We start from the raw sequence: 26,492 nt of genomic DNA on the forward strand, positions 1-26,492 counted from the left end.
GCGCGACCTCGGCACCTGCCGATTCGGCCGCAACCGGCCCATCGACAGATTCGGTCCCAACCGCCGGAGCTTCCGCGACCGGCGCGGCCGCGACATCGCCCGACTCAGCGACTGCCTCCGCACTGGGCGCAACCTCAGCCGTTGCCGCCTCGACATCCGCGACGACTGCCGCATCCGACGCAGACGCGGTCTCAACCGCCACCTCGGCCGATCCGGCCTCGACGCTCGCCGCTGCCGTATCGGCCACCGGTGCAGTCGATTCGGCTACTGCTGATGCGTCCGACGAATCAGCGGATTCGGTCTCGGCCGCCGGAGTTTCCTCGACCGGCGCGGCCGCGACCTCCGCGCCGGCATCTGCCACGGCTGCGGTGTCGGCGGGCGCGGCCCCGGCATCGGCCTCGAGCGGCTGGGCTGACTCGGTCGCTGCCGCGTCGGCAACCGGCGTGACCGCATCCGTCGCGAGCGGTGCGCCCGCCTCATCGGTGGATTCGGTCGCGACGGTCTGCGCGTCCTCGACCGGTGCCGCGTCGACATCCGTCGCCACCGATTCGACCTCGGCGACAGATGTTTCCGTTGCCTCGGCGGATTCGGCGCCAGCGGACGGAACTTCCTCGACCGGTGCGGTTGCCGTATCCGCTGATCCGGTCTCGACGGCAGGCTCCGGGGCGGTGGGCGCGTGGAGTTCCTCGGCCGGGATCAGATCCACGGCCGCGTCGTCGAATGCCTCGTACAGGGGTGAGCCGCCGCCGGTGGGGGCGACCGTGTCCGAGTGGGCGCCGCAGCCGTAGGCGACGTGCACGACGTGTCCGTCGGCGCCCATCGCGTTGCCGCAGACGCCGAAGGCCGCGCGCATCGAGCCGGCCAGCGGCAGATAGAAGCCGCACAGGCCGCAGGTGGACGGGGCCGCCTTGGCCATGTCCGCGTCCGGGCCGTATTCGGCGTACCAGCGTTCGGCGGCCTCCTCGCGACCTTCGAGGCTGAGCACCTGGGTGCGGCCGAGGCCGATCTCCAGGGCGACCTCGTCGACCGCCGGGTCGCCGGTGGCGACGTAGCCGGGCACCAGGCGCGGATCGTTCGGGGGCGGCGCGAGCAGGTCACCGGGCGCCAGGTCGCCGGGCCTGATGCGCTGATCCCACGGCACGAAGTCGGGCGCGACCAGGGCGTCCGGCCCGGGCAGCAGCGCCGATTCGCTCACCGTCGCGTAGTCGGCCTCCGGTGGGGCCGCCACGACGACCGCCCACTGCCAGCCGCGATAGCCGGGCAGCGTGGCCTCGAAGTGATGGGTTGCCGCGCTCTCGTCCTCGGCAGCCACGCCGAGATGCGCCCCGACACCGGCTGGTTCCAACTCCAGGAGCGCACGGCGGGCCAGATCGACGGCATCGGCCAGAATCGGCCTGACACCGGACTCAGAAACAGAAACTGCGCTCACGGCCTACATTTTGCCGTATGAAACGCAATCGGCAGACGTTGGCCATCGGTGTGCTGGTCGGTGTGGTCATCTGGGGCGGGTGCGCGGCGGCCGATGATGCGTCGCCCGCGATGAATGTCGAGGTCGTGGCCACCCGGTCGCACGACCCGCGCGCGTTCACCCAGGGGCTGGAAATCGATGGGGACATTCTCTACGAAGGGACCGGGCTGTCGGGCGCGTCGAGCGTGCGGGCGACGAACCGCTTCACCGGCGAGCAGCTGGCCCGGGTCGATCTGCCCGCGCCCTACTTCGGCGAGGGACTCACCCTCGCCGGCGACAGGCTGTGGCAACTGACCTGGCAGGACCACACGGCCTTCGCCAGGGATCCGAACACCTTGGCCGAGATCGGCCGCGCGTCCTACGAAGGCGAGGGCTGGGGCCTGTGCACCCGCGCCGGGCAACTGGTGATGAGCAACGGCACCGACGCGCTCACCTTCCGCGATCCGGTCACCTTCGCGCCGACCGGCACGATCCGGCTGACCAGCCACCAGAACGCGCGGCTCAACGAACTCGACTGCGCCGAGGACGGTTCGATCTACGCCAACGACTGGCCCAGCGACCGCATCCTGCGCATCGACCCGGACAGCGGCCGGGTGCTCGCGCAGATCAACGCGGCAGGCCTGCTGCCGCGCAGCATCATCCCGAACGGCGAGGACACGCTCAACGGGATCGCCCAGATTCCCGGCACCGACCGGTTCCTGCTGGCGGGTAAGAACTGGCCGACCACCTTCGAGGTCCGCTTCGTGCCCGCCTGATCGCGGTGAGTTCCCGCACACCGATTCGCATGCGATTCGCCGCGCGGGGAAGTCCAGGGAGATGCACCGCCGTCAACGACGCGACGAACGTCACCTTCCGCCGACACCTTCGACAGCGAGTGAACGCCCAGCACCGAAGTACGACAGAATTGAGGATGTGACTACTCCCCGCGAACCTTCCGGTCCCGACCGTGATCGGTGGGACGGCGCGGAGTATCCGCCAATCGAACGGCACCCGGGTTTCGACCGATATCCGCCGCCGAACACGCCGTCCGGCCGCAGGCCGCTGCCGCCGCTGGACCCCGACCGGCTGGCCGGGCACGCGGGCCCGGCCGACCCCGCCGAGGCCGAGACCCGCAGACACGCCACCCCGCGCCGAGTCTTCCCGCATCGCCCGGAACCACCGCACCAGCAGGCACCCCAGCGCCCGGAGCCGAAGGCCGCGATCCCGCCGCCCACCGCCCCGCTGCCCGAGCAATCGCCCGAACCCGCCGACGACACGCCGGTTCCGCCCGGCACCCAGCGCGTCCCGCGCAAACTCACCGTCACCCGCGTCGCCGCCATGCGCGGCCGCCAGCTGACCGAGAAGGGCATCGCCACCTTCCAGCGCGCGGCCAAGGCCGACGGCGCCGACAAGTCCGGCCTCACCGCGCTGACCTACGCGACGATGGCGAACTTCGCCCTGGACGCCGCGGTCGCCGTGTCGCTGGCCAACACCCTGTTCTTCGCCAGCGCCACCGCGGAGAGCAAGACGAAAGTCGCGCTGTACCTGTTGATCACGATCGCCCCCTTCGCGGTGATCGCCCCGCTGATCGGCCCGATGCTGGATCGGTTGCAGCACGGACGCCGGGTGGCGCTGGCCACCTCGTTCGCGTTGCGCGCGGTGGTCGCGGTGGCACTGATCCTCGAGTTCGACAGCTGGGCACTGTATCCGCTGGCGCTGTGCATGCTGATCGGCAGTAAATCGTTCTCGGTGCTGAAGAGCGCGGTGACGCCGCGCGTGCTGCCGCCGGATATCGACCTGGTGCGCACCAACTCCCGGCTCACGGTGTTCGGCCTGGTCGGCGGCACCATGGGCGCGGGCGCGATCGCCGCGCTGGCCGCCGCCATCGCCGGCTCCAGCGGCGCGCTGATCTTCGCGGCGGTGATCGCCTGTGCCGGAACGTATCTCAGCCTGCGCATCCCGTCCTGGGTGGAGGTCACCGAGGGCGAGGTGCCCGCGACACTGAGCTATCACGCGCCCACCGAGGTACTGACGCCGGAGAAGGAATCCGCGACGCCGCCGCGCAAACGCAGGCAGCCGCTCGGCCGCTCGGTGGTGACCTCGCTGTGGGGCAACAGCGCCATCCGGGTGCTGACCGGCTTCCTCACCTTCTATGTCGCGTTCGTGGCCAAGGCCACCGAACATCGCCCGGCCCAGCAGGCCGCGATGCTCGGCGTGGTCGGCGCCATGGCCGCGCTGGGCAACTTCGCCGGCAATGCCACCGGCGCCCGGCTCAAGCTCGGCAAGCCGACGCTGATCGTGCTCGGCTGCACCGCGGCCTGCACGCTGGTCGCGCTGTTCGCCACGTTCGCCAACAACCTGCTCGGCGCGGCGCTGGCCGCCCTGATCGCCTCCTGCACCAGCGCGCTGGCGAAGGTGTCCCTGGATGCCTCGATCCAGGACGACCTGCCGCCCGAATCGATCGCGTCCGGATTCGGCCGCTCGGAGACGGTGCTGCAACTGAGCTGGGTGGTCGGCGGCGCGGCGGGCGTGCTGCTGCCGACCGACTACTGGAAGGGCTTCGCGGTGGTCACCGCGATCCTGGTGATCGGCCTGGTCCAGACCTTCGTCAGCTACCGCGGTCACTCGCTGCTGCCCGGCCTCGGCGGAAATCGTCCGCAACACGCGGAGCAGGAGGTTCCCGCGACCCGGCCGATGCCACAGACTTCGAACGCATACCGTCGACCAGGGACGAGCGGCGGCGAAACCAGCCGTATCCAACCAGGAATAGGAGACCCGAGCCAGTGAGCGAGAAGCTCAGCCCGCGCGCGATCGGCGCACTCGTCGTTGCCGCACTACTCGTGTTCACCGTCGCCTTCGTCGGCGTCCTGGTGGTGCTGGTGCGCAACGCGGACGAGCACGATCCGGTGATCACCGCCTACGCCCACGGCAAGACGGTGGACGTCACCCCGTACGTGTACTGCACGGTGACGATGGAGGACTGCCGCTACGGGCAGACCATCGAACTGAAGGTGCCCAAGGACTACCCCTTGCAGCTGTCGCTGCCGAAGCAGGTCGCGGACGCGCCGTGGCTGGCCCAGCTGGTCTACGCGCTGCCCAACGGCGACCGGATCGACCGGGTGATCAGCCACGCCAACTTCGACGCAGGCGCGCTGGCCGTCACCATCGACTCGCATCCGGAACCGGATCTGCGACTGGTCGGGGTCGAGTTGCAACTGCCGATCCTGGCCAGGGACAAGGACACGGGCAAGGAGTTCTACCTGCCGCACGCCGCGTGGTCGATCAGCACCGCTGCGTAGGGCAGACAACCGACTTTGTGACGTCCCTCGATAACCGAGCCGGCACAGCGCGAGTTCTGCGAGCGCCGTTCGTGGCCCGTCCAGGGCCACGAACACGCCGCGGCCACACGGCCGATACTTCAGTGGTCGAGTTCGCGGGCAACCGCGCGGACGACCTCTGAGATGCGCTGCGCCGTCTTGCGATCCGGGTAACGACCCTTGCGCAGGTCCGGCTGCACCGTCGCCTCGAGCAGGGTGATCATGTCCTCAACCATCCCGTGCAACTCGTCCGGCGTGTGCTTGCGCGCGACCGGCTCCTTGCGGACGCGCTCGCGCTCCTGACGCTCCTGGCCCTGTCGCACCGATGGCGGGGCCTCGAGCAGCTTCAGGCTCAGCGCCTGCGGGCCGCGACGGCCCGCGGCCATGCCGAATTCGACGCGCTGCCCCGGCTTGAGTCCCTCGACACCATCGGGCAACGCGGACGAACGGACGTAGACATCCTCACCCTCGTCCTGGGAAAGGAAGCCGAAGCCCTTTTCGACGTCGTACCACTTCACCCTGCCGGTCGGCACTGCGCTCACCCGTTCATCATCGAAAACTCGAACCCCACCGGCCCGAGCACATCTGTCCACGGAACCCGCTGCGGCACAACACCCGGAACAGGTTCTCTTCTGTTTGCGAAAAGAACGCGCCCAGCAGTGATGCGGGACGCGCTTGCCTACGAGTCTACCCCGGTGCCTATTACGCAAGCACATCAGTTTTACGGTCGTCCGGTGACGAACCCTTCCGCTTCACCCCCGCCGCACGACGCCGATCCCTCGTCGACCGGGGGCGGGCAGCGCAGGCCGGGCAACTGGTTGCTACAGCTCGCGCTCGGCCTGTTCGCGCTGGGATTGCTGGCGATCGTCGCCATCTTCCTGACGCCGGTGCTGTCGGACGGATCGCCGGGGCTGTGGCTCTACTTCGCCGCGCTGCTCGCACCGCTGGGATTCCTGGTCGCGATCGTCTTCGCCCTGCGATCGGGGCGGCGCTCGCGCTGATCCGACCCGAAGGTCGCCGGTGCGCTGCAAACGGGTTACCCGGGTCTGTCGTTACCAAATCCTGGATGTGATCCTCGTCACATAACGGAGAGGTCACGGACCGGTGACGGCCCGGCCCCCGTCTGAGCGCACTGCGTCTAGCTGCGCAGAAGGTGCTACGCCCGCGCCGAGACCGGGCCGAGACCCGCTCGTACACGCCGGTTACCAAATGGTGATTTTTCCCGCCGATCGTCGTACCGTTCTTAGCGAGCCGGGACAACCGGCACACACCGGCCCGCCGCACCGAACCTCGCCCCGCGGGACACCGGAAACCCGACGGAAACGTAGGGGCGAGGGCGGGCATGACGACCTCTCAGTCCAGCCCGACCGATGACCTCGCAGGTGCGTCGAGAGGAAGACGAACCCGATATGAGTGGACGCCATCGCAAGCCAAGCTCCACCGGACGCACGGTAGCCAAGGTTGCTGTCACCGGTGCGATCATCGGCACCGCGGGTGTGGCCCTCGCTGGCAATGCCAGCGCGGCACCCGACTCCGACTGGGATCGCCTCGCACAGTGTGAGGCCGGCGGTAACTGGGGCATCGATACCGGCAACAGTTTCCAAGGTGGACTTCAGTTCTCCCCGAGCACCTGGAGGGCCCATGGCGGCGGCGAGTACGCGGCCAGCGCCAACCAGGCCACCCGTGAGCAGCAGATCGCCGTGGCCGAGAAGGTCCTCGCCTCCCAAGGTTGGGGCGCCTGGCCGAGCTGCTCCGCCAAACTGGGTCTGAGCAGCGCGCCCACCCCGCGCTCCGCCCCCACCACCAACGAAACCCCGCGCTGGAGCCCCGAGCCCGCGCCGCAGGCCGCTCAGGCCGCGCCGGACAGCACCCAGCAGATCTTCTCGGCCGTCGACCGCGCACTCGAGGTCGTTCAGGGCCAGGGCGTCCAGGTGCCCAAGGAAGCGTTCGACTTCTTCAACGCCGCCAAGGCCAGCAACACCAAGCTCGATCCCGCCATCGTGAACTTCTACGAGGCGAACAAGAGCCTGCTGCCCTCCTGATCCACTGCCCTTCGATCAACAACGAATAAGCCCCGCATCCTCGAGGATGCGGGGCTTATTCGTATCTTTCGGACTTCCCGTCCGGAAAATCAGCGGTTGATGACCGTGTTCGGGTGCATGTAAGGCAGCTGATCCGCCGGCAGCGGGAACTCGGTGTCCTCACCGTACGGTGAGAGCCCACCGGAACGGGTCGACGAGAGTTCGGTGACCGCGTGGTCACCTTCGGCGACCTTGGGCCAGCCGTTGTCGACATACGGTTTCTTCGATTTGTTCACCACGCCCCCATTCTGGCACGCGCCGCCCGCTGAGCAACTTTGCCGCTGCCGGTTAGGCCGCCTATCTCCGCACAGCGGCCGACGGACTGCGTCGATTACGCTGAAGGATCGGATTGAGACGCAACGACTGATCTCGGGAGCACATGGGTAACTCGCCGGGCACGCCCGAAACCAAGCCAGAGACCCAACCGCCGGCCCGCAGCGGCAGGCTCGACGCACCCACGACCGGCAAAAGACGCGGAGAGGCGGGGGAGCCCGCGACCTCCCTTGCCGGATGGCTCGGTGCACGCAGTGATGCCCAATTGGTCACGCTGCTCGAACTCCGCCCGGATCTGGCTGTGCCGCTGCCCTCGTCGATGGCCGTGCTGGCCGCGCGGGCCGAGCAGCGTGCCTCGGTGCTGCGCGCCACCGACGACCTGGACACCCTCGACTTCGCGATCCTGGAAACCCTTGCGGTGCACGGGGTGACGCGCACCGAGAGCAACGGCGCACCGCTGACCCGCGCCGAGTTGCACGTGCAGCTGAACGAACGGGTGAGCGCCGCCGCGATCGATGCGGCGATCGAGCGGCTCACCGCCCGCGCCCTGGTCTGGACCAGCGACGATGGGCTGCACCTGGTCACCGCCGCGGTCGAGGCGCTGCCCTGGCCGATCGGCAGCACCACCGAGATTCCGGACTCGCTCACCGAGCCCGAGGTCCGCGAGGTCCTACCCGAACTCGGCTCGCCCGCCCGGGCGCTGCTGGACAAGCTGGCCAGCACCGGCCCGCGCGGGCGCACCAGGGACGCCGCGCCGGGCACCCCGGCGGACCGCCCGGTGCAGCAGCTACTCGCCCGCAGGCTGCTCAACCGGATCGACGACGAGACGGTCGAACTGCCTGTCACGGTCGGTCAGGTGCTGCGCAACGAGCCGGTGACGCACCCCCACGCGCTGACCCCGCCCGCGCCGAAACCGAAGAAACAACCCGCCGCCGACGTGAACGCGGTTGCCGCGGGCGAAGTCGGCGAACTGCTGCGGCACTGCACCGCCATCCTGGACATCCTCGGGCAGGCCCCGGCCCCCGCCCTGCGCGCGGGCGGGCTCGGCGTGCGCGAGCTGCGCCGGATCGCCAAGCAGGCGGGCATCGACGAGCAGCGGGCGGGTTTGCTGGTCGAACTGCTGGCCGCCGCGCGACTGATCGAAAAGGGTTTGCCGGACCCGCCGCCGGAGGTGGACTCGACCGACGACTTCTGGGCGCCGACCCCGGCGGTCGACGCGTGGCTGGAGGCGCCGCTCGCCCGGCGCTGGGCCGTCCTGGCCCTCGCGTGGCTCGAACTGGACCGGATGCCGTGGATGATCGGTCTGCGCGACGCCAACGACAAACCCCTCGCGGCCCTCTCGCTGGAGCTGCGCACCCCGCACGCGCCGCGCGACCGGCACGCGATACTCGGTCTGCTCGCCGAATATCCGTCCGGCAGCGCCCTCACCCCTGCCGACCTCGGCCGCGTGCTGGCCTGGCGGCAACCGCGCTGGCGCAGGCACTTTCGGCTGGAGGCGGTGGAACACACGCTGGCCGAGGCCGCGGCACTCGGCTTCGTCGGCCGCGGCGCGCTCGGCTCCCCGGCCCGCGCGCTGCTGCACGGCTCGCCGACCAGTGCGGCCGATGCCGAGGCGGCGATGGAGTCGGCCTTGCCCGCGCCGGTCGATCACGTGCTGGTCCAGGCGGACCTGACGGTGATCGCCCCCGGCCCGCTCACCGCGGATCTGCAGCAGCGGGTCGAATTGGTTGCCGATGTCGAATCCGCCGGTGCGGCAACGGTTTACCGAATCAGCGAGACGTCAGTGCGGCGTGCGCTCGACGCCGGGCTCACCGCCGCCGAACTGCACGCGCTGTTCACCAAGCACTCGCGCACGCCGATCCCGCAGGCGCTGACCTACCTGATCGACGACGTCGCCCGGCGGCACGGGCAGCTGCGGGCGGGCATGGCGCAGTCGTTCCTGCGCAGCGACGACCCGGCGCTGCTGGCCCAGGTGCTCGCCGCACCGGTGGCGGGCACGCTCGCGCTGCGGGCCATCGCGCCGACGGTGGCGATCGCCCAGGCACCGCTCGGCGAGGTGCTCGAACAACTGCGCGCGGCCGGTTTCGCGCCCGCGGGCGAGGATTCGGCCGGCATCATCGTGGATCTGCGGCAGCGCGGCGCGCGGATCTCCGCCCGGCCCAATGCCCGGCCGCCGTGGCGGCCGATGCCGCCGAGCACCGAGCAGCTGGAGCTGCTGGTCACCGAACTCCGCGCGGCCGAACGCGCCACCAGCGCGCGCTCCGCGCAATCGGTGCGCATGGACGGCACCCGCACCAATACCGCCGCGACCCTGGCGCTGCTGCAACTGGCGGCACGGGTGCGGCGCTCGGTGAACATCGGCTACGTGGACGCGTCGGGTGTCGCGACCCAGCGCGTGGTGGAACCGCTCAAGGTCGGCAACGGACAGCTGGACGCGCTGGACCCGGTGACCGGCGCGGTCCGGCACTTCACGCTGCACCGGATCGCGTCGGTCGCCCTGCTCGAATGATCAGGCCTTGGGTTTGGCCAGGCAGAAGGTGGTCTTCGGCGCCTCGGAGATCAGCCGGAAGCTGTCCGCGTCGGCCCCGCACAGCAGCTCGTCGGCCTCGCCGTCGATCCGCTTCACCACCTTGAAGGTGGCCTCGGTGGAACCGCAGTCCACGTTCTTGACGCCGGCGGCGCTGCTCTCGTTGTAGCAGCTGCCCTGCTTGAAGTTGGGCGCCAGGCACAGGAACGCGGTGCCGCCTGCGAGGTTCGCCTGGTAGGCGGTGTAGTCCGTCGCGCAGTCGACCTTCTTGTCGGAGCTTTGCGCGATCTTGTAGACCGCCTTGTCGGACGAGCAGTCGACCGTCTCGGTCTTGGCGTCGGCCGAGGCACCCTTGACGATGCAGTCACCGACCTTGGCCGATCCACCGGACTTGCTGTCATCCTTGGCCGACGAACAACCGACCAGCGTGACGATTACCGCCGCCACCGCGACGAGGGCAAGCACCACGCGTGCCAGCAGCCTCGCTCCTGGAAACTTCACCTGAAAACCTCTCTCACCGAACACATTCACGCCGCTCGCGAACGCGGTGAGGATACCCGGACGCCGAGTGCGACCGCATCAGCTCTACGGGTGACATCGAAACTGGGGGGACGTGCCGGTTACCAGGTGCCCCACATGCCGAGCAGGGCGTACCCGAGGATGCTCGGCAGCAGGCGGCCGAGCAGTTGGAATCCAAAGCTATTCACTAGCAATGCCTTTCGCGTAAACCCAGAACGTGGACATTCGTCCAGCACGTGGTTTCTTTCGCTCCGGCGGACCGAGTCGTTACGCTTGGCCAGTATGACGCTGGACGAGGTTGCCCGCGACTTGTACGGACTCGCCCCGGGCGAGTTCGTCGCCGCCCGCACCGCCAAGGCCGACGCGGCCAAGGAGGCGGGCGACAAGGAATTGGCGACCGCCATCGGCAAGCTGCGCAAACCCACGGTCACCGCGTGGACGGTAAACCTGCTGGCCCGTGCCGCGCCCGAGGAGGTGGACGCGCTGCTCCAGCTGGGTGCGGCGCTGCGATCGGCGCAGCGAACACTGTCCGGCGCCGAGCTGCGCAGCCTGACCGGGCAGCGGCAGCAGGCGGTCAACGCCCTGGCCAAGAAGGCGGGCGCGCTCGCCGCGGAGCACGAGCGTCCGGTGAGCGAGAGCGTGCTGCGCGAGGTCGGGCAGACGTTGACCGCGGCGCTGGCCGATCCGCAGGTCGCCGAGCAGGTGCGGACCGGAACGGTGGTCACCTCGGCGACCTATGACGGGTTCGGTCCGGCCGGACCGGGGCTGGTCGCCGTGGACGACGCCGCCGAACCGGCGGAAGCCCCCGCCGAGGACAACCCGCGCCGCGACCTGGACGACGCGCTGGAGTCCCTCGAAACCGCGCGCACGGCAAGGGATTCGGCGCACGAGGAAGCCGACCGGGCGGCGGATCAGCTGGGCGACATCGACTCCCGGATCACCGAACTGAAGGAAGCGCTCGCCCAGGCCGAGCAGGAGCGGCAGTTCGCCCGCGCCACCGAACGCGCGGCCCAGGACCAATTACGTTCAGCCCAAAAACAACTCGACCGCGCCGAACGATGGGTAGAACGAGCACGCAACCACGTCGACGGCGAATAACCACACCACCCGCCACGCCCGCCCGCAGACCAAGCGACAAATAGGTTCGCCCTCGCATACCTGATTCATCTTTCGCATACCCCTCAACACTTCAACAGGTATGCGAAGGATGAATCGGGTATGCGAAGAAGTCTCGATAACGCAACCACAGCCAGATGACCACGCCGGAACGCGACGCCGCATCCTGACATGCACCTAAAGCCGGGTACGGCAGGCGACGTGCCCAGCACTACTCCAGTGAAAACCTGGGTAGGTCTTCAGCTTTCCCTCGCCAGGTCGCGCTGGGACAAGCCGGGAGTGCACCTGGCAATCAGGTGCGCCTGCTCCCGGAGATGATCGATAGTGCTGAGCACGTCAGGTGGGGTCCCCGACCTGCTTACCCAGTTGGCATGGGCAACGCGGGAGTTCCAGCGTGGTCATCGGGTTGTGGTCCGGTTCAAAGAAGCTGGGAAACGAGGGGCGTTGCGTGAGCCGTTCGGTCATCGAGGCCAGCCAAGCGGTTGGCCCTGCTCGTCGAGTCGAGTCAAAAGGTCGTTTGCTTGTCGAGTCGAGTCAAAAGGTTGCTGTTCAAGATCATTCAGCGACCTTTTGACTCGACTCGATGTCAGCTGCGGAGGGTGCCGGGGTAGAGGTACTCGTCGGGGGGTGGGGTGTTCTGGTTCAGCCAGGCGTCGAAGAAGGCGGTGAGATCCGTGGGGGACTTCGACTGTACGAAGGTGCGGAATTCCGGCATCGAGGCGTTGGCGAATGCGTGCGCGGCGTTGAATTCTCTTACCGCGGCGAAGAATACGGCGTCGCCGAGTTGTCTGCGCAGGGCGTGCAGGAACAGCGGACCGCGGTAGTAGACCGACGTGAATTCCCTGCCTGCGCCGGGGTTTGCCAGCGGGATCTCCCAGAACTCGCTGTTGCCCAGGTAGGTCTGGAGGGTCTGCCGGTATTGCGCGTCGACGTCCTTGCCCTCCTTGTGCTCCGGCCACAGGTAGTCGGCGGTGTAGCTGGCGAAGCATTCGTTCAGGCACACGTCCGACCACTGCCGCACCGACACCGAATCGCCCCACCACTGGTGGGTGATCTCGTGCACCGCGGTCGGCAGGTCGGTCCACGGAGCGTAGATCGGCCGGGTCTGGGTCTCCAGCGAGAACATGATGTCGGCGTCCACGTAGATGCCGCCGGAGGACTCGAACGGGTAAGGGCCGTAGAGGCTTTCGATGAAGTCGAGGATCTCCGGCAGGCGCTGCTCGGTCTCCCGGTTGCGTTCGGCCTGCGGGGCGAACGCGCTGATCAGCGGGGTGCCGTTGGCCCGGCGCTGCTCCAGGAAGCTGAACTTGTCGATCGCGATGGTGGTCAGGTAGCCGATCACCGGCTGGTTGGCCGCCCAGCTGACCGTGCGGCGCTCGCCGCGTACCTCGTCCTGGGTGCGCAGGCCGTTGGAGACGACCTCCCATTCCGCGGGGACGGTCGCGTGCAGCGCGAAGGTCGCCTTGTCCAGCGGGGTGTCGTTGAGCGGGTACCAGCTGGTCGCCGAGTGCGGCTCGCCCGCGGCGAACGCGCCGCCGCTGGGCGCGTAGGTCCAGCCGTTGCCCTCGGTGTTCTGCGCGATGCCCGCGTAGTCCACGGTCACCGTGAACGGCAGGCCGGGCAGCAGCGGCACCGACGGGGTCACGGTGAGTTCGTGTTCGCCGTGGCGATCGAACCCGGCGGGCAGGTTGTTCACCGTCACCGCGCGCACGTCCGGGCCGGCGAAGTCCAGGTTGAACGCGCGCAGCGCCTGGGTCGAGACGGCGTCGACGCGGGTGGTCCCGGTGAGCTGGTGGCTCGCCGGGTCGTAGTCGATGGTGACGTCGTAGTGGCGGGCGTCGTAGCCGCCGTTGCCGTCCTCCGGGTAGTACGGATCGCCGAGGCCGGACGATCCGGTGAACGGATCGGGCGGCGGGTCCGCGGCGGCGGGCGCTCCCGCGGCGACGACCGCGCCCACGACCGCCGCACACATCCAGCCGGACAACCTCATTCGACAACCACCCCTCTTACTTCCGGTACAGCCGTACCAACCCGATGGATGGTAGCCGGTTCAGTCCGTGCTTCCGGTCAGTGCCACCGACGCGCCGAGCCCGACGATCATCATCCCGCCTGCCCCGCCGACCGCCTCCAGCCTGCGCGGCGAGCGGGCGAACCAGCTGCGTGCCGAGGCCGCGAGCAGCGCCCACGCGCTGTCCGAGACCATCGCGATCGCCAGGAAGATCGAGCCCAGGATCAGGAATTGCAGCGGCAGCGATCCGGCGTCGGGATCGGCGAAGTGCGGCAGGATGGCCGCGAAGAAGATGATCGCCTTCGGATTGGTCACGCCGACGATCACGCTCTGGCGCAGCACCTTCGCGTCCGGCACCAGGTCGACCTTGGCGCCGAGGGCGTCCAGCAGCGTCTTGCGCTCGCGGATCGCCTGCACGCCGATGTACATCAGGTACAGCGCGCCGGCGAACTTGATCACGGTGAGCGCGAGCGCGGAGGCCATCAGCAGCGTGCCGAGCCCCACCGCGACGAGCAGCAGCGCGACGAACACGCCCAGGCAGTGCCCGAGCACCGACAGCAGCGCCGCGCGCCGGCCGAGGGTGAGCGCACGCCCGATGGTGAACAGCACCCCGGGGCCGGGGACGATGATGAGGACGGTCGCCGCCGCGAGAAACGCCAGCAGGTTGGACATCGGAACCATCTTCGGAGTCTAAGCGGCGGCGCAACCCGAAATAGGCGAATGTTCCGGCGTCAGGAACCGAGATCGTCGGGCAGCTGGTGCGGATCGAGCAGCAGCCGCTTGGCGGGCGCGCGCCGGACCTTCTCGGTGAGCGCGAGATTGTCGGTGAGCAAACGCCATTCGGCGTCACTGATCGCGGCGCGGGCGCGCTCGATGACCTCGTCGTCGGTGGTGCCCCAGGCGATCGGCATGGCACTGACCGACTGCCAGCGCTCGCCGACCTGCCGCGGCGCCCGATCGGTGCGCACCGCGACCGCGGGCACCCGCTCCCCCGCGGACATCTCGTGCCCGGGCAGCGTGCGGACCCGGCGGATGACCAGCGCGTAGCGCGGATCGGTGGCGTCCGGCTTGGCCACATCGACCAGCGCGAGCAGCACCACGCTGGCCGGATAGGTCTCCGAGACCACCGCGGGCACCAGCTCGCCGTCGGTGTAGAGCTTGTCGATGCTGGCGTGCCGGGCGGTCCAGAAGGCCACCCACAGCGAGACCACCGCGCCGAGGATGAACGCGATGGTCAGCAGGTAGGCCCACGGATGGTTCAGGTAGATCAAATACGCCGCACCAGCGGTCGCGATGACCGCCGCGGCCAGTGCCCCTATCCGCAGTCGACGCTGGTCGGCGAAGACTTCGTTGACCGCGCGGGCATGCTTGCGGTCCACCGGGAATTCGAAGCGTCGCACGTCCCTATTCCTAGCACAGTTTACGGAGGAGTTGCCTCCACTTATCCGATGGGCGGACCGAGCAGGTCGTCGGCGTCCATGATTCGGTAGGCATACCCCTGTTCGGCCAGAAAACGCTGCCGGTGCGCCGCGTATTCGGCGTCGAGGGTATCCCGGGCCACCACCGAGTAGAAGTGCGCTTGGCCGCCATCGTGTTTCGGCCGCAGCAGCCGGCCGAGGCGCTGCGCCTCCTCCTGCCGGGAGCCGAAGGTGCCCGAAACCTGCACCGCGACCGAGGCTTCCGGCAAGTCGATGGAGAAGTTCGCCACTTTGCTGACCACCAGCACGGGGATGTCGCCCTGCCGGAACGCTTCGAAGAGTTCTTCGCGCTCTTTGGTTTTCGTCGACCCCTGGATCACCGGCGCGTTCAGCGCCGCGCCCAGCTCGTCGAGCTGGTCGAGGTAGGCGCCGATCACCAGGGTCGGCGCGTCCGTGTGCTTGGCCAGGATCGACTGCACCACCGGGATTTTCGTGCGCGCGGTCGAGCACAGCTTGTAGCGCTCCTCCGGCTCGGCGGTCGCGTAGGCCATCCGCTCGGCGTCGGTGAGCGTCACCCTGACCTCGATGCACTCGGCGGGGGCGATCCAGCCCTGCGCCTCGATGTCCTTCCACGGGGCGTCGTAGCGCTTCGGCCCGATCAGCGAGAACACGTCGCCCTCCCGGCCGTCCTCGCGGACCAGGGTGGCGGTGAGGCCGAGGCGGCGGCGCGACTGCAGGTCGGCGGTCATCCGGAAGACCGGCGCGGGCAGCAGGTGCACCTCGTCGTAGATGACCAGGCCCCAGTCGCGGCTGTCGAACAGCTCCAGGTGCCGGTATTCGCCCTTGGTACGGCGGGTGATCACCTGGTAGGTCGCGATGGTGACCGGGCGGATCTCCTTGCGCTCTCCCGAGTATTCGCCGATCTCGTCCTCGGTCAGCGAGGTGCGCGCCAGCAGCTCGCGGCGCCACTGCCGGCCCGCGACGGTATTGGTGACCAGGATCAGCGTGGTCGCCTTGGCCTTCGCCATGGCGGCGGCGCCGACCATCGTCTTGCCCGCGCCACACGGCAGCACCACGACCCCGGAGCCGCCCGCCCAGAACGAGTCGGCGGCCATCTCCTGGTAGTCGCGCAGGTGCCACTTGTCGTCGGAGTAGTCCAGTTCGATCGGATGCGCCTCGCCGTCGACGTACCCGGCCAGGTCCTCGGCCGGCCAGCCGATCTTCAGCAGCATCTGCTTGATCCGGCCGCGCTCGGAGCCGTGCACGATCACCGTGTCGTCGTCGAGCCGGGCGCCGAACATCGGCGCGAGCTTCTTGTGTCGCAGCACCTCCTCCAGCACCGCGCGATCCAGGCTGACCAGCACCAACCCGTGCGCCGGATGCTTGACCAGCTGCAACCGCCCGTACCGGGCCATGGTGTCGACGATGTCCACCAGCAGCGGCTGCGGCACCGCGTACCGGGAGAAACTGACCAGCGCGTCCACCACCTGCTCGGCGTCGTGCCCGGCCGCCCGCGCGTTCCACAGCGCCAGCGGCGTCACCCGATAGGTGTGCACGTGCTCGGGCGCGCGCTCCAGCTCGGCGAACGGCGCGATGGCCTGCCGCGCCGCGTCGGCCAACTCGTGGTCGACCTCCAGCAGCAGCGTCTTGTCACTCTGCACAATCAGTGGACCGTCGGTCACAGCCCCTCCTCGCATCGATTCCGGACCATTCTTCCTGAGACCCCCGACAGCCCGGCACGGCCGGTCCCCTGACCACGGCAATTACCGTTGCAGCGCCCGGTCGAACTCGGCAGGCCAACCCTCCGCGGGGCCCGGTGGATCGGTGGGCAGGCGGGCGGCCAGCCAGTGGTCGCGGCTGCGGCCGCGCTGCAGGCTGCCCTGCCGGGCCAGACCCTCGTAGCGGAAGCCGGTGCGACGGGCCACGGCGGCCGAAGGGTAGTTGCCGACGAACGCACGCCAGCTGATCCGGCGCAGCGCCATGCCGTCGGGCCGGAAGGCGTAGTCGCAGACCAGGTTCACCGCCTGGGTCATCAGGCCGCGCGAGCGTTGGGCCGGGGCCAGCCAGAAGCCGATCTCGGCCGAGGACTCGTCGCGTTCCCCGAGGCCGATCATGCCGACGACGGTGCCGCCCGCCCGCAGGCGCAGCGCCCAGGTCGGGCTGCGGCCCGCCCAGCCGGGGCGGACGATGTCGTCGACGAAGGTCTGCGCGTTATCCCTGGTGTAGGGCACCGGGATGGTCACCCACTCGCCGATGGACGGATGCTGACAACATTCGGTGATGGCGTCGATGTCCGCGGCGGTGGGGATCGATAGCCAGACCGTTCCGTTCGACAGCGCGTGTGCGTCCATCGAGTCATGTTGTCACGGATCGCCGGAGCTGAGCATCGGCTTTCCCGCGCGCCGGGCCGGGGCACCGCGGTGAACCGACCGGCCCGGAGATCGTAGAATCCTCCTGATGGTTGCCGCTCTGCTTGCCGGATTGTTCGAATCACATCGAGCGCATCTGCTCTCGGTCGCGTATCGGCTGACGGGCAGCGTCGGCGACGCCGAGGACGCGGTGCAGGAGAGCTGGCTGCGCCTGGCCGGCGCCCACCAATCCGAGATCGACGACCCGCGCGCCTGGCTGACCACCGTGGTGAGCCGAATCTGCCTGGACCGCTTGCGCAGTGCCGCGGTGCGCCGGGAAAGCTATGTGGGGCAATGGCTGCCGGAACCGGTGGTGACCGCGCGCACGCCGTCGAGCACGCCGGACCCGCTGGAGACGGTGGTCCGCAGGCAGGAATACCGACTCGCGGCCATGGTGGTGCTGGACCGCCTCACTCCGCCGCAACGGGTGGCTTTCGTTCTGCACGACGGACTTTCAGTGCCGTTCGACGAGATCGCCGAGATCCTCGACGTGTCGGCCGAGGCCGCGCGGCAGCTGGCGGTGCGGGCGCGCAAGGCGGTGGCGGACACGCCGCCGCCGGTGCCGGACGCCGAGCACGAGGCCGCGGTGCAGCGCTTCCTCAGCGCGCTGCGCTCCGGTGACGTGCGCGCGGTTACCGCTGCGCTGCACCCGGATTCGGTGGTGATCGGCGACGCCGACGGCACCACCTCGACCGCGGTGAACATCCTGCGCGGCGCGGATCGGATCGCGCGCTTCTACGTGGGGCTGGTGCGCAAGTACGGCCTGGACGGCAGCGCGGTGGATCCTGCGTACAACTACGAATTCGCCTCGGTCAACGGACAACTGGGCATGGTCGTCACCGCGGGCTACGGACATCCGCCGCGGGTCATGGGTTTCACCGTCCGCGACGGACTGGTCTGGGGCACTTACGATCTCGCGAATCCGGCCAAGCTGACCGGCATTCGGCTCGGCTGAGCCCGCCGGGCAGGCCCCCTCACGACCGGCCCGGCGGGCCACCATCAGGGAGTGGCCGAGCCGGCGAACCAGTTGCCGGTCGAGGAGCCGAGGCCGGGGTTGCCGGTCGAGGAACCCAGACCCCAGTCCGGAGTAGAGGAGCCGAAGCCCGCGATGAAGTCCTGCATGACGTGCCGAAGCAGACCGAGTGCGGATCCGGCGACCTCCGACGTGGCCGGATTCACCACAAGGTCGAGATATGAGGCCATGAATGCCCCTTTCGAGATACCCGCGGATCGCGGGACTGTGAGGTAGAACACGGCGAGGCTAGCCGCCACTGGGAAACCACACAACCATGCAGGTAGACGGCCCAAACTTGAAGTGAAGCATAGCTATTCGCTATTGAATGGCAACAATAGCGAATGCTGGGCTAGTCTCCGACTATGCCTCCGCAACCCGCCACCGTTGCTCGCCTACGCCCCTTCGCCTCCACGATATTCGCGGAGATGACCGAGCTCGCCGTCCGGTTCGACGCGGTCAATTTAGGTCAGGGATTCCCCGACACCGACGGCCCGGCCGGCATGCTCGAGGTGGCCAGGCAGGCCATCGCCGACGGCCTCAACCAGTACCCGCCCGGGCGCGGGATGCCGGTGCTGCGCCGCGCGATCGCCGACGACCGGGCCCGCCGCTACGGCACCCACTACGATCCCGACACCCAGGTGCTGGTGACCGTCGGGGCGACCGAGGCGATCGCGGCCGCCATCCTCGGCCTGGTCGAGCCGGGCTCCGAGGTCGTGCTGATCGAGCCGTACTACGACTCCTATGCTGCCGCAGTCGCTTTGGCCGGTGCGCGGCGGCGCACCGCACGCCTGGTCGCCGACGGCGATCACTTCGTGCTCGACCTGGACAGCCTGCGCGCCGCGATCACGCCGGCCACCAGGATGCTGGTGGTCAACTCGCCGCACAACCCGACCGGCACCGTGCTCGGCCGCGCCGACCTCGAGGCCATCGCCGAGATCGCCTGTGCGCATGACATTCTGGTGCTCACCGACGAGGTCTACGAGCACCTGGTCTACGACGGCACCGAGCACATCAGCCTGGCCACGCTGCCCGGCATGGCCGAGCGCACCGTCGTGGTGTCCAGTGCGGCAAAGACATTCAGCGTCACCGGTTGGAAGACCGGCTGGGCGTGCGGCCCGGCGCCGCTGATCGACGGGGTGCTCGCCGCCAAGCAGTTCATGACCTTCGTCGCCGGTGGCCCGTTCCAGCCCGCGGTCGCGCACGCGCTGAACCACGAGCTGGAGTGGGTCGCGGGGCTGCGGGACACGCTGTCCGAGAAACGACTTCGGCTCGCCGCCGCGCTGGCCGACACCGGGCTGGAGGTGAAGCACAGTCCGGGTGGCTATTTCGTGTGCGGCGACATCACGCCGCTCGGCGCGGCCGACGGCCTCGCCTTCTGCCGCGAACTGCCGAAGCGGCTCGGCGTCGCCGCCGTCCCGGTCAGCGTGTTCGCCGACGACGCCGCGGCCTGGAGTCACCTGGTGCGCTTCACCTTCTGCAAGCGCGACGAGACGCTCGACGAGGGCGTGCGCAGGCTCCGGGCAGGCGGTCGCTGAACCTTGACATACCCTGTCAGGTTTCGCTGACAGGGTATGTCCCATGGCAACCCAATACTTCACCGCGACCAGCCTCGACGGGTACATCGCCGACGAGCACAACTCGCTCGGCTGGCTGTTCGAGGTCGACGACGACGGCACCGCCGAGCACAACATCACCGAGTTCCTCGCGGGCGTCGGCGCGATGTGCATGGGCGCGACCACCTACGAATGGATCATGGCCAACGACCCGCCGGAGAACTGGGCCAAGGTCTACGGGGATCTCCCGTGCTGGGTGTTCACCCATCGCACGCTGCCCGCCGTCCCCGGCGCCAACCTGCGGTTCGTGTCCGGCCCGGTCGAGCCGGTGCACCGGGACATGCTGGAAGCCGCGGGCGGGCAGCACATCTGGATCGTCGGCGGCGGCGAGCTGACCGGACTGTTCGCCGATGCCGGGCTGCTCGACGAGATCATCGCGGGCGTCGCACCGGTGACCCTGGGCGCCGGTGCGCCCGTGCTGCCGCGGCGAATTCCGGCCTCGCGCATGCGACTCGTCGAGGTCGCACAGATGGGACAGTTCGCGCAGCTGCGTTATCGGTTGAAGTAGCGCGCCCCTGATCTCCCGCGCTCGGCGCGGGAGATCAGGACGGGTGCGGCGAGGTCGGATCGGCCGGCGGCCTGGTCCGCGGATACCGGCGTGCCTGCGGCGCATGCCAGCCGAAGCGCAACGCGAGCAGCCGGAAGACGATCGCGCCGAGCGCGGCCAGCGCCCCGGTCCACGCCTGATACACGCCGAAATGCAGCAGCGTCGCCGTGGCGACGGCACCGGCCAGCGCGGGCACCGCGTAGATCTGGTCCGGCCGAAGCACATTCGGCGTCTGCCCGCCGAGCAGGTCGCGGATCACGCCGCCACCGATCGCGGTGACCAGGCCGAGCAACGCGGCCGAGGGCGCGCCGAGCCCGCGCGAGTAGGCGATGACCGTACCGGTCACACAGAACAGGCCGAGCCCGAAGGCGTCGGCGACCTCGAGCGGGCCCCTGGTCAACCGCCGCGACGGATGCCAGAAGAAGATCACCGCGGCGGCCAGCACCGCCGTCCACAGATAACTGAGATCGACGAATGCCGCGGGCGGGGTCCGGCCGATCAGCAGGTCCCGGATGATGCCGCCGCCGAGCGCGGTGGCACAGGCCAGCACCACGATGCCGAAGATGTCGAAGTCGCGCCGCACGGCCAGCAAGGCGCCCGAACTCGCGAACGCGAACACCCCGAACAACTCACCCGCGTGCAGCACCGCGCCCGCCGCCGACCCGAACGGGCCGGCCAGCACCGCGGCCTCGAAATCCACCATGCCGCTCACGGTGTCATACCCGGGCGCGCGCTCCGCGCCGACACGGCCCGTGGCTCTGCCGAGGTCAGGCAGGGGTGGGGCGGGCCCGGTCGGTGGCGAGCAGGACGGCGATGGCGCCGAGCATGGTGCCCATGAGGTAGCGCTGGACGCGCAGCCAGAGCGGCCTGCCGGTGAGGAAGGTCGCCAGGCCGGCCGCACCGAGCACGATCAGCCCGTTCACCGTCAGCGCCACCACGATCTGCACCGCGCCGAGAACCAGGCTCTGCAACCAGATCTGCCCGTGTTCGGGCGCGACGAACTGCGGGATCAGCGCCATGTAGAGGATCGCGATCTTCGGATTCAGCAGGTTCGTCAGGAACCCCATCAGGAACAACCGCCGGGTCGGATCCGCGGGGACCGTCGCGGGCTCGAATATCGACGTGCCGCCGGGCCGCAGCGCCTGCCAGGCCATCCACAGCAGATACGCGGCGCCGAGCAGTTTCACCCCGAGGTACAACCCCGGCACCATCGCGAACACCGCGGTGATGCCGACGGTCGCGGCCACCAGGTACACCGCGAATCCCAGCGCGACACCGCCGAGCGACACCAAACCGGCGCGCCGCCCCTGCGACACGGTCCGGGAAACCAGGTACATCATGTTCGGCCCGGGCGTCAGGACCAGGCCCAACGCCACCGCCGCGACTCCGAGCACTGCCGCCATGTCGATCACGCTGTCGATCCTCGCCGACCGGCGGCGCCCGGTCGCGGTCCACTTGACGGTTGCTGGTCTGGTGATCACCGGGTTCCCGGCTTCCCGCACGAGACACCGTGCGGGAGGCCGAAAGCCGGTGTGGCCGTCAGGGGTTGCGGCGCTGCCGGACCGCGTCGGCCAGGCGGTCGAGCTGGCCGGCGGTGGTGTCCCAATCGAGGCAGGCATCGGTGATGGACTGGCCGTAAGTCAGTTCGCTCGCGTGCCCGAGAGTCAGATCCTGCCTGCCTTCCACCAGGAAGCTCTCCAGCATCACCCCGACCACGCCGGGTTCGCCTGCGCCGAGCCGGGCCGCGATGTCGGTGACCACGTCGACCTGCTTGGTGTGGTCCTTGTTGCTGTTGCCGTGACTGGCGTCGACGACCACCCGCTGCGGCAGCCCGGCCTTCTCCAGCCGCACGCACGCCTCGGCGACCGAGGCCGCGTCGTAGTTGGTGCCGGAGGTGCCGCCGCGCAGGATGACGTGGCAGTCGGGATTGCCGGTGGTGCGGATCAGCGCGGCGCGCCCGTCCAGGTCGGTGCCGGGGAACACGTGGCTGGCCGCGGCGGCGCGCACGCCGTCGACGGCCACCTGGACGTCGCCGTCGGTGCCGTTCTTGATGCCGACCGGCATGGACAGCGCGCTGCTCAGCTGCCGGTGCACCTGGCTGGCCGCGGTGCGGGCGCCGATCGCGCCGTAGGCGACCAGGTCCGCGATGTACTGCGGGGTGATCGGGTCGAGGAACTCGCACGCCACCGGCAGGCCGAGGCCGGTGATGTCGACCAGCAGCTTGCGGCCGATGCCGAGTCCGGTGTTGACGTCGAACGAGCCGTCCAGGTGCGGATCGTTGATCAGCCCCTTCCAGCCTAGGGTGGTGCGCGGCTTCTCGAAGTAGACCCGCATCACCACGTGCAGGGCGTCGTCCAGCTCGGCGGCCTTGGCGGCCAGGCGGCGCGCGTAGTCGAGGGCGGCGGCGGGGTCGTGCACCGAGCACGGGCCGACGATCACCATCAGGCGATCGTCCACGCCGTTCAGCACGTCCACGGTGGCCGCGCGGCCGCGGCGAACCGTGTCGGCGAGGGCGTCGGTGATCCGGTGTACCTGGCGTACCTCGGCGGGCGATCGCAGCGGGCTGACGCTCAGGGTGCGCTGATCGTCCAGGTCGGAATGCCGTGGATCGACATCAACAGCGGTGGTCATGTGGGTTCCTTTTCTTCGGCCGACCCACGGACGCGAAACCCCGTCGAGCCGGTCTTCCGGCTCGGGGTGGAATGTCGTCAGCGCAAGTGGTTGCCGCAGACCAGCCCACCCGGGGCCGGCTTGCTAAACCAGAAATACACGCGCTGCACGTCAGGCACTGTACCAGGCAGCTATCCGGGGGTGGCTCGACCGTGCCGCATGCCACAGCACGGTCGATCCGGTATGCCTCACCCCCACTGGCCGGGCTGGTAGTCGCCGGCCGGGGTGCGGGCGATCACGTTCAACCGGTTCCAGGCGTTGATCATCGCGATCGCGGAGATCAACGCGGCGGCCTGGTCCTCGTCGTAGTGCTTGCGCACCTCCTGCCACACCTCCTCGCTGACACCGGCGCTGTCCGCGATCCGGGTGGCCTCCTCGGTCAGCGCGAGCGCGGCCCGTTCGGCCTCGGTGAACACGGTGGCCTCACGCCAGGCGGCGACCAGATTGAGCCGCACCGACGTCTCGCCGTGGTGCGCGGCGTCCTTGGTGTGCATGTCGGTGCAGTACCCGCAGCCGTTGATCTGGCTGGCCCGGATCTTGATCAGCTCGTGCGTGGCGGCGGGCAGGGTGGAGTCGTTGATGATCCGGGCGGCGTTGTTGAGCCGCTTGATGAAGCTGCCCGCGACCTGGTTGCCGAAGAGGTTGATACGAGCGTCCATGATGGTGCCTTCCTTCGTGGTTGTTCTGCGTCTTCGTAGAGAGGACGACACGGGTAGGCGATGTGTGACATCACTGGCCGGGGTGACCCGAGTCACCCTCGTATCGATTCATCGTCGCAGCTCAGCGCGCCGCGTGTCCACGGCAGGCAGCCTCGATCGGGCGCGTGGCTATTTCGCGAAAGCGTAGGTGACGCCGGTCAGTTGCTCCGACCGCTGCCACAGGGCGCGGGCGACGTTCTCGTCGCGCGAGGCCCTCGTCGAACCGGAACGGCCCGGGTAGCCGCGCAGGCCGCGCCAGCCGGTCGGGCCGTAGTAGCGGCCGGGCTCGACGTCGGTCGTCGCGGCGTAAAGCGTAGGCAGCGCGCCCATTTCGGCGCTCTGCGCGAGCAGCAGGTTGCCGAGCCACATCACCGCGTCCTGGATCGACTCGGTGTGCGACATCAGCTCGGTCGCGGCATAACCGGGGTGCGCGGCGACCGAGATCTTCGCCGAGCCGGCCGCGCTCAACCTGCGCTGCAACTCGTAGGCGAACATCAGGTTGGCCAGCTTCGCCTGCCCGTAGGCCTGCCAGCGTCGATACCGGCGCCGCTCCCAGTTGAGATCGTCCAGATCGATCTTCCCGATGACGTGCGCACCGCTGGCCACCGTGACGATCCGCGTCGAAATCTTGTCCAGCAGTAGCCCGGTCAGCGCGAAGTGACCGAGATGGTTTGTGCCGAACTGCATTTCGAAACCGTCCGCGGTGCGCGACTCCGGCAGCGCCATCACCCCGGCATTGTTGATCAGCACATCGGCTCGATCCGTCGCCTCGGCGAACTCCCGGACCGACGCCAGATCCGCGAGATCCAGCTTCCGCACCACCGCCCGCTCGCCCAGCTCCGCCGCGATCCGCTCCGCCTTGGCCACGTTCCGGCAGGCCAGTACCACCTCGGCCCCGGCCGCCGCCAAGGCGCGCACGGTGGCCGCCCCCAGCCCGCTGTTCGCGCCGGTCACAATGAACCTCCGGCCGGTCTGATCGGGCATCGACGAGGTATCCCACCTGCTCATGGCGGGGAGTTTAAACCGAGACGTGACGGCATACCCGGGCCAGCACGGCGTCGATCGAGACGTGCTCGAACCGGCACACACCGTTGAGATAGGGTTGCCTTACCTATCTTCACCGGGCTCGGCCCGGGTTAGCCGTGAGGTACGACCGTGACTTCGACATCCACCCCGCATCGCGATGGTTATGTGCCCGTTCCGGCCGAGGCCGGCGAGGCCTATCGGGCCGCCGGCTATTGGGCCGGGCGCACGCTGGGTGAGCTGCTGCGGGACACGGCTCAGCGGCATCCGCATCGGCCCGCACTGCTCGATGCGGCGGGTCCGCGCAGCTACGCGTGGCTGGACGCGGCGGCCGATCGGATGGCGCACGGGCTGCTCGCGCTGGGCATCGCGCCCGGCGATCGGGTGGTGGTGCAGTTGCCCAACGTGCCGGAGTTCGCGACGGTGCTGTTCGGGTTGCTGCGGGCCGGGATCATCCCGGTGCTGACCCTGCCCGCGCATCGGCGGGCCGAAATCGAGCATCTGGCAGCGCTTTCCGAGGCGGTGGCCTACATCGTGATCGATCGGCTCGGGGATTTCGACTATCGCGACCTGGCCGCGGCCGTGCGGGAGTCGGTGCCCTCGTTGCGGCACGTGCTGGTGCTCGGCGAGCCGGGATTCGGCATCGACTTGAATTCGATTCCGCGCGCCGGAGATTCGCTGCCGACGAGAGACCCGAGCGATATCGCGCTGATGCTGGTCTCCGGCGGCACCACCGGGCTGCCCAAGCTGATCGCCCGCACGCACGAGGACTACGTGTACAACGCCACCGCGAGCGCCGAAGTGTGCGCGCTGACCGCGGACGACGTCTACCTCGCGACCTTGCCTGCGGCGCACAACTTCCCGCTGGCCTGCCCGGGGATTCTCGGCACGGTGAGCGTCGGCGGCGCGGTCGCGTTCGTCACCGATCCCAGCCCGGAGAGCGCCTTCGCCGCCATCGAGCGGCATGGCGTCACGGTCACCGCGGTCGTCCCGCCGCTGGCCCAGCTGTGGTGTGCCGCAACCGAATGGGAGGAGGCCGACCTGCGGTCGCTGCGGCTGCTCCAGGTCGGCGGCGCCCGGCTGGCCGAGGTCAACGCCAAGGCGGTGACCCCCGCGCTCGGCGCCACCTTGCAGCAGGTGTTCGGCATGGCCGAGGGGCTGCTCAACTTCACCCGGCTCGACGACCCCGCCGAACTGCTGCACACCACGCAGGGGCGGGCGCTCTCACCCGCCGACGAGATCCGGGTGGTGGACGCGGACGGCAACGACGTCGCGCCGGGCGCCGAGGGCGAGCTGCTCACCAAGGGGCCGTACACCATTCGCGGCTACTACCGCGCGCCCGAACACAACGCGCGCGCCTTCACCCCGGACGGCTACTACCGCAGCGGCGATCTGGTGCGCAGGCTGCCGAGCGGGCACCTGATCGTCTCCGGACGGATCAAGGACGTGATCAACCGCGGCGGCGAGAACGTCTCGTGCGACGAGCTGGAGGAACACCTGCTCGCACATCCGGCCGTCCGGCACGCGGCGGCGGTCGGACTGCCCGATGCCTCGCTCGGCGAGAAAGTCTGCGCCGTACTGGTTGTCGACGGCGAGATGCCAACGCTGGCCGAGATCAAGGCCTTTCTTACCGAACGTGGCCTGGCGACCTACAAGCTCCCCGACGTCCTGCGCCGCGCGGACCGGCTGCCGGTCACCGCCGTCGGAAAGATCGATAAGAAGGCGCTACGCGCCGCCGCTGGGTGAGCCGCTCGATCGGAAACACAACGGGCAGCGCATCGTTCGATGCGCTGCCCGAAGATCCGATCGAAC

The 26,492-nt window shown here is 69.3% G+C and carries 25 protein-coding genes and 1 pseudogene; 11 read left to right on the forward strand and 15 right to left on the reverse strand.

Annotated features, from left to right (window positions below; genetic code table 11):
* Positions 1-702: 702 nt before the first annotated feature.
* Positions 703-1,429, reverse strand: a pseudogene (locus tag ACFQ9K_RS31255) (DUF3027 domain-containing protein); the annotation flags it as partial.
* Positions 1,430-1,446: 17 nt separating this feature from the next.
* Here ACFQ9K_RS31255 and ACFQ9K_RS31260 point away from each other — a divergent pair.
* From ACFQ9K_RS31260 to ACFQ9K_RS31270, 3 genes are all read left to right on the forward strand, one after another.
* Positions 1,447-2,223 carry a glutaminyl-peptide cyclotransferase gene (locus tag ACFQ9K_RS31260; protein WP_378722002.1) on the forward strand — a complete coding sequence of 259 codons (777 nt, stop codon included), beginning with the start codon at positions 1,447-1,449 and terminating at the stop codon, positions 2,221-2,223.
* A gap of 157 nt (positions 2,224-2,380) precedes the next feature.
* Entirely contained in the window at positions 2,381-4,234 is a 1,854-nt protein-coding gene (locus ACFQ9K_RS31265) for an MFS transporter (protein WP_378722001.1), read from the forward strand.
* A complete protein-coding gene (locus ACFQ9K_RS31270) occupies positions 4,231-4,746 on the forward strand; it encodes a DUF2771 domain-containing protein (protein WP_378722000.1) in 516 nt (171 codons plus the stop codon). The genes ACFQ9K_RS31265 and ACFQ9K_RS31270 overlap by 4 nt, the downstream gene beginning before the upstream one ends.
* 119 nt (positions 4,747-4,865) lie before the next feature.
* Here the strand turns inward: ACFQ9K_RS31270 and ACFQ9K_RS31275 are convergent, their stop codons facing one another.
* Positions 4,866-5,297: a cold-shock protein gene (locus ACFQ9K_RS31275; protein WP_191094095.1), complete on the reverse strand. Its 432-nt coding sequence runs from the start codon at positions 5,295-5,297 to the stop codon at positions 4,866-4,868.
* Positions 5,298-5,498: 201 nt separating this feature from the next.
* Here ACFQ9K_RS31275 and ACFQ9K_RS31280 point away from each other — a divergent pair, with 201 nt between their 5' ends.
* Complete coding sequence (locus tag ACFQ9K_RS31280; RefSeq protein WP_378721999.1) at positions 5,499-5,765, forward strand: hypothetical protein; 267 nt, start codon at positions 5,499-5,501, stop codon at positions 5,763-5,765.
* Between the two features lie 408 nt (positions 5,766-6,173).
* Positions 6,174-6,806 (forward strand): resuscitation-promoting factor Rpf1 domain-containing protein, encoded by a 633-nt coding sequence (locus ACFQ9K_RS31285; protein WP_378721998.1) that lies wholly within the window; start codon positions 6,174-6,176, stop codon positions 6,804-6,806.
* 89 nt (positions 6,807-6,895) lie between these two features.
* Here ACFQ9K_RS31285 and ACFQ9K_RS31290 read toward each other — a convergent pair whose 3' ends face one another.
* The gene (locus ACFQ9K_RS31290; RefSeq protein WP_150403929.1) at positions 6,896-7,084 is read right to left on the reverse strand and encodes a hypothetical protein; all 189 of its coding nucleotides are present in this window, start codon (positions 7,082-7,084) and stop codon (positions 6,896-6,898) included.
* A 140-nt stretch (positions 7,085-7,224) separates the two neighbouring features.
* Here ACFQ9K_RS31290 and ACFQ9K_RS31295 point away from each other — a divergent pair, with 140 nt between their 5' ends.
* Positions 7,225-9,627 carry a helicase-associated domain-containing protein gene (locus ACFQ9K_RS31295; protein ID WP_378726795.1) on the forward strand — a complete coding sequence of 801 codons (2,403 nt, stop codon included), beginning with the start codon at positions 7,225-7,227 and terminating at the stop codon, positions 9,625-9,627.
* Here ACFQ9K_RS31295 and ACFQ9K_RS31300 read toward each other — a convergent pair whose 3' ends face one another.
* The gene (locus ACFQ9K_RS31300; RefSeq protein WP_378726793.1) at positions 9,628-10,146 is read right to left on the reverse strand and encodes a hypothetical protein; all 519 of its coding nucleotides are present in this window, start codon (positions 10,144-10,146) and stop codon (positions 9,628-9,630) included.
* Between the two features lie 300 nt (positions 10,147-10,446).
* Between ACFQ9K_RS31300 and ACFQ9K_RS31305 the strand changes: the two genes are divergently transcribed.
* Positions 10,447-11,262: a hypothetical protein gene (locus tag ACFQ9K_RS31305; RefSeq protein WP_378726791.1), complete on the forward strand. Its 816-nt coding sequence runs from the start codon at positions 10,447-10,449 to the stop codon at positions 11,260-11,262.
* Between the two features lie 604 nt (positions 11,263-11,866).
* Here the strand turns inward: ACFQ9K_RS31305 and ACFQ9K_RS31310 are convergent.
* From ACFQ9K_RS31310 to ACFQ9K_RS31330, 5 genes are all read right to left on the reverse strand, one after another.
* On the reverse strand, positions 11,867-13,270 hold the full coding sequence (locus tag ACFQ9K_RS31310; protein WP_378726252.1) for a M1 family metallopeptidase: 1,404 nt from the start codon (positions 13,268-13,270) through the stop codon (positions 11,867-11,869).
* A gap of 60 nt (positions 13,271-13,330) precedes the next feature.
* Complete coding sequence (locus ACFQ9K_RS31315) at positions 13,331-13,969, reverse strand: LysE family translocator (protein ID WP_378726250.1); 639 nt, start codon at positions 13,967-13,969, stop codon at positions 13,331-13,333.
* A gap of 50 nt (positions 13,970-14,019) precedes the next feature.
* Positions 14,020-14,688: a DUF3239 domain-containing protein gene (locus ACFQ9K_RS31320; protein ID WP_378726248.1), complete on the reverse strand. Its 669-nt coding sequence runs from the start codon at positions 14,686-14,688 to the stop codon at positions 14,020-14,022.
* A gap of 41 nt (positions 14,689-14,729) precedes the next feature.
* Positions 14,730-16,388 (reverse strand): DNA repair helicase XPB, encoded by a 1,659-nt coding sequence (locus tag ACFQ9K_RS31325; RefSeq protein ID WP_378726246.1) that lies wholly within the window; start codon positions 16,386-16,388, stop codon positions 14,730-14,732.
* 81 nt (positions 16,389-16,469) lie between these two features.
* Positions 16,470-17,057 carry a GNAT family N-acetyltransferase gene (locus ACFQ9K_RS31330; RefSeq protein ID WP_378726244.1) on the reverse strand — a complete coding sequence of 196 codons (588 nt, stop codon included), beginning with the start codon at positions 17,055-17,057 and terminating at the stop codon, positions 16,470-16,472.
* A gap of 106 nt (positions 17,058-17,163) precedes the next feature.
* Here ACFQ9K_RS31330 and ACFQ9K_RS31335 point away from each other — a divergent pair, with 106 nt between their 5' ends.
* Positions 17,164-18,069 carry a sigma-70 family RNA polymerase sigma factor gene (locus ACFQ9K_RS31335; protein ID WP_378726242.1) on the forward strand — a complete coding sequence of 302 codons (906 nt, stop codon included), beginning with the start codon at positions 17,164-17,166 and terminating at the stop codon, positions 18,067-18,069.
* 44 nt (positions 18,070-18,113) lie between these two features.
* Here ACFQ9K_RS31335 and ACFQ9K_RS31340 read toward each other — a convergent pair whose 3' ends face one another.
* Positions 18,114-18,317: a hypothetical protein gene (locus ACFQ9K_RS31340; RefSeq protein ID WP_378726240.1), complete on the reverse strand. Its 204-nt coding sequence runs from the start codon at positions 18,315-18,317 to the stop codon at positions 18,114-18,116.
* Between the two features lie 174 nt (positions 18,318-18,491).
* Between ACFQ9K_RS31340 and ACFQ9K_RS31345 the strand changes: the two genes are divergently transcribed.
* Positions 18,492-19,664, forward strand: coding sequence for a pyridoxal phosphate-dependent aminotransferase (locus ACFQ9K_RS31345; RefSeq protein ID WP_378726238.1), 1,173 nt, complete (start codon positions 18,492-18,494; stop codon positions 19,662-19,664).
* A 43-nt stretch (positions 19,665-19,707) separates the two neighbouring features.
* On the forward strand, positions 19,708-20,250 hold the full coding sequence (locus ACFQ9K_RS31350; RefSeq protein ID WP_378726236.1) for a dihydrofolate reductase family protein: 543 nt from the start codon (positions 19,708-19,710) through the stop codon (positions 20,248-20,250).
* Positions 20,251-20,284: 34 nt separating this feature from the next.
* On the opposite strand, the gene ACFQ9K_RS31355 is transcribed toward ACFQ9K_RS31350, so the two are convergent.
* The 5 genes from ACFQ9K_RS31355 to ACFQ9K_RS31375 form a co-directional block, all read right to left on the reverse strand.
* A complete protein-coding gene (locus tag ACFQ9K_RS31355) occupies positions 20,285-20,992 on the reverse strand; it encodes a trimeric intracellular cation channel family protein (protein ID WP_378726649.1) in 708 nt (235 codons plus the stop codon).
* Between the two features lie 64 nt (positions 20,993-21,056).
* Positions 21,057-21,701 carry a LysE family translocator gene (locus ACFQ9K_RS31360; RefSeq protein ID WP_378726647.1) on the reverse strand — a complete coding sequence of 215 codons (645 nt, stop codon included), beginning with the start codon at positions 21,699-21,701 and terminating at the stop codon, positions 21,057-21,059.
* A gap of 127 nt (positions 21,702-21,828) precedes the next feature.
* Positions 21,829-22,920 (reverse strand): 3-deoxy-7-phosphoheptulonate synthase, encoded by a 1,092-nt coding sequence (locus tag ACFQ9K_RS31365; RefSeq protein WP_378726645.1) that lies wholly within the window; start codon positions 22,918-22,920, stop codon positions 21,829-21,831.
* Between the two features lie 227 nt (positions 22,921-23,147).
* Complete coding sequence (locus ACFQ9K_RS31370; protein WP_378726643.1) at positions 23,148-23,618, reverse strand: carboxymuconolactone decarboxylase family protein; 471 nt, start codon at positions 23,616-23,618, stop codon at positions 23,148-23,150.
* Between the two features lie 168 nt (positions 23,619-23,786).
* Complete coding sequence (locus ACFQ9K_RS31375) at positions 23,787-24,665, reverse strand: oxidoreductase (protein WP_378726641.1); 879 nt, start codon at positions 24,663-24,665, stop codon at positions 23,787-23,789.
* Between the two features lie 147 nt (positions 24,666-24,812).
* Between ACFQ9K_RS31375 and ACFQ9K_RS31380 the strand changes: the two genes are divergently transcribed.
* Positions 24,813-26,426 carry a (2,3-dihydroxybenzoyl)adenylate synthase gene (locus ACFQ9K_RS31380; RefSeq protein ID WP_378726639.1) on the forward strand — a complete coding sequence of 538 codons (1,614 nt, stop codon included), beginning with the start codon at positions 24,813-24,815 and terminating at the stop codon, positions 26,424-26,426.
* Positions 26,427-26,492 lie beyond the last annotated feature (66 nt).

It is taken from the genome of Nocardia sp. NPDC056564, assembly GCF_042793755.1.
Taxonomy (GTDB): domain Bacteria; phylum Actinomycetota; class Actinomycetes; order Mycobacteriales; family Mycobacteriaceae; genus Nocardia.

Coding starts and splice junctions, on each gene's coding strand:
- ACFQ9K_RS31260 (WP_378722002.1), top strand. CDS start 1,447: ATGAAACGCAATCGGCAGACGTTGGCCATCGGTGTGCTGGTCGGTGTG.
- ACFQ9K_RS31285 (WP_378721998.1), top strand. CDS start 6,174: ATGAGTGGACGCCATCGCAAGCCAAGCTCCACCGGACGCACGGTAGCC.
- ACFQ9K_RS31295 (WP_378726795.1), top strand. CDS start 7,225: ATGGGTAACTCGCCGGGCACGCCCGAAACCAAGCCAGAGACCCAACCG.
- ACFQ9K_RS31305 (WP_378726791.1), top strand. CDS start 10,447: ATGACGCTGGACGAGGTTGCCCGCGACTTGTACGGACTCGCCCCGGGC.
- ACFQ9K_RS31310 (WP_378726252.1), bottom strand. CDS start 13,270: ATGAGGTTGTCCGGCTGGATGTGTGCGGCGGTCGTGGGCGCGGTCGTC.
- ACFQ9K_RS31315 (WP_378726250.1), bottom strand. CDS start 13,969: ATGGTTCCGATGTCCAACCTGCTGGCGTTTCTCGCGGCGGCGACCGTC.
- ACFQ9K_RS31330 (WP_378726244.1), bottom strand. CDS start 17,057: ATGGACGCACACGCGCTGTCGAACGGAACGGTCTGGCTATCGATCCCC.
- ACFQ9K_RS31335 (WP_378726242.1), top strand. CDS start 17,164: ATGGTTGCCGCTCTGCTTGCCGGATTGTTCGAATCACATCGAGCGCAT.
- ACFQ9K_RS31340 (WP_378726240.1), bottom strand. CDS start 18,317: ATGGCCTCATATCTCGACCTTGTGGTGAATCCGGCCACGTCGGAGGTC.
- ACFQ9K_RS31345 (WP_378726238.1), top strand. CDS start 18,492: ATGCCTCCGCAACCCGCCACCGTTGCTCGCCTACGCCCCTTCGCCTCC.
- ACFQ9K_RS31350 (WP_378726236.1), top strand. CDS start 19,708: ATGGCAACCCAATACTTCACCGCGACCAGCCTCGACGGGTACATCGCC.
- ACFQ9K_RS31355 (WP_378726649.1), bottom strand. CDS start 20,992: ATGGTGGATTTCGAGGCCGCGGTGCTGGCCGGCCCGTTCGGGTCGGCG.
- ACFQ9K_RS31365 (WP_378726645.1), bottom strand. CDS start 22,920: ATGACCACCGCTGTTGATGTCGATCCACGGCATTCCGACCTGGACGAT.
- ACFQ9K_RS31370 (WP_378726643.1), bottom strand. CDS start 23,618: ATGGACGCTCGTATCAACCTCTTCGGCAACCAGGTCGCGGGCAGCTTC.
- ACFQ9K_RS31375 (WP_378726641.1), bottom strand. CDS start 24,665: ATGAGCAGGTGGGATACCTCGTCGATGCCCGATCAGACCGGCCGGAGG.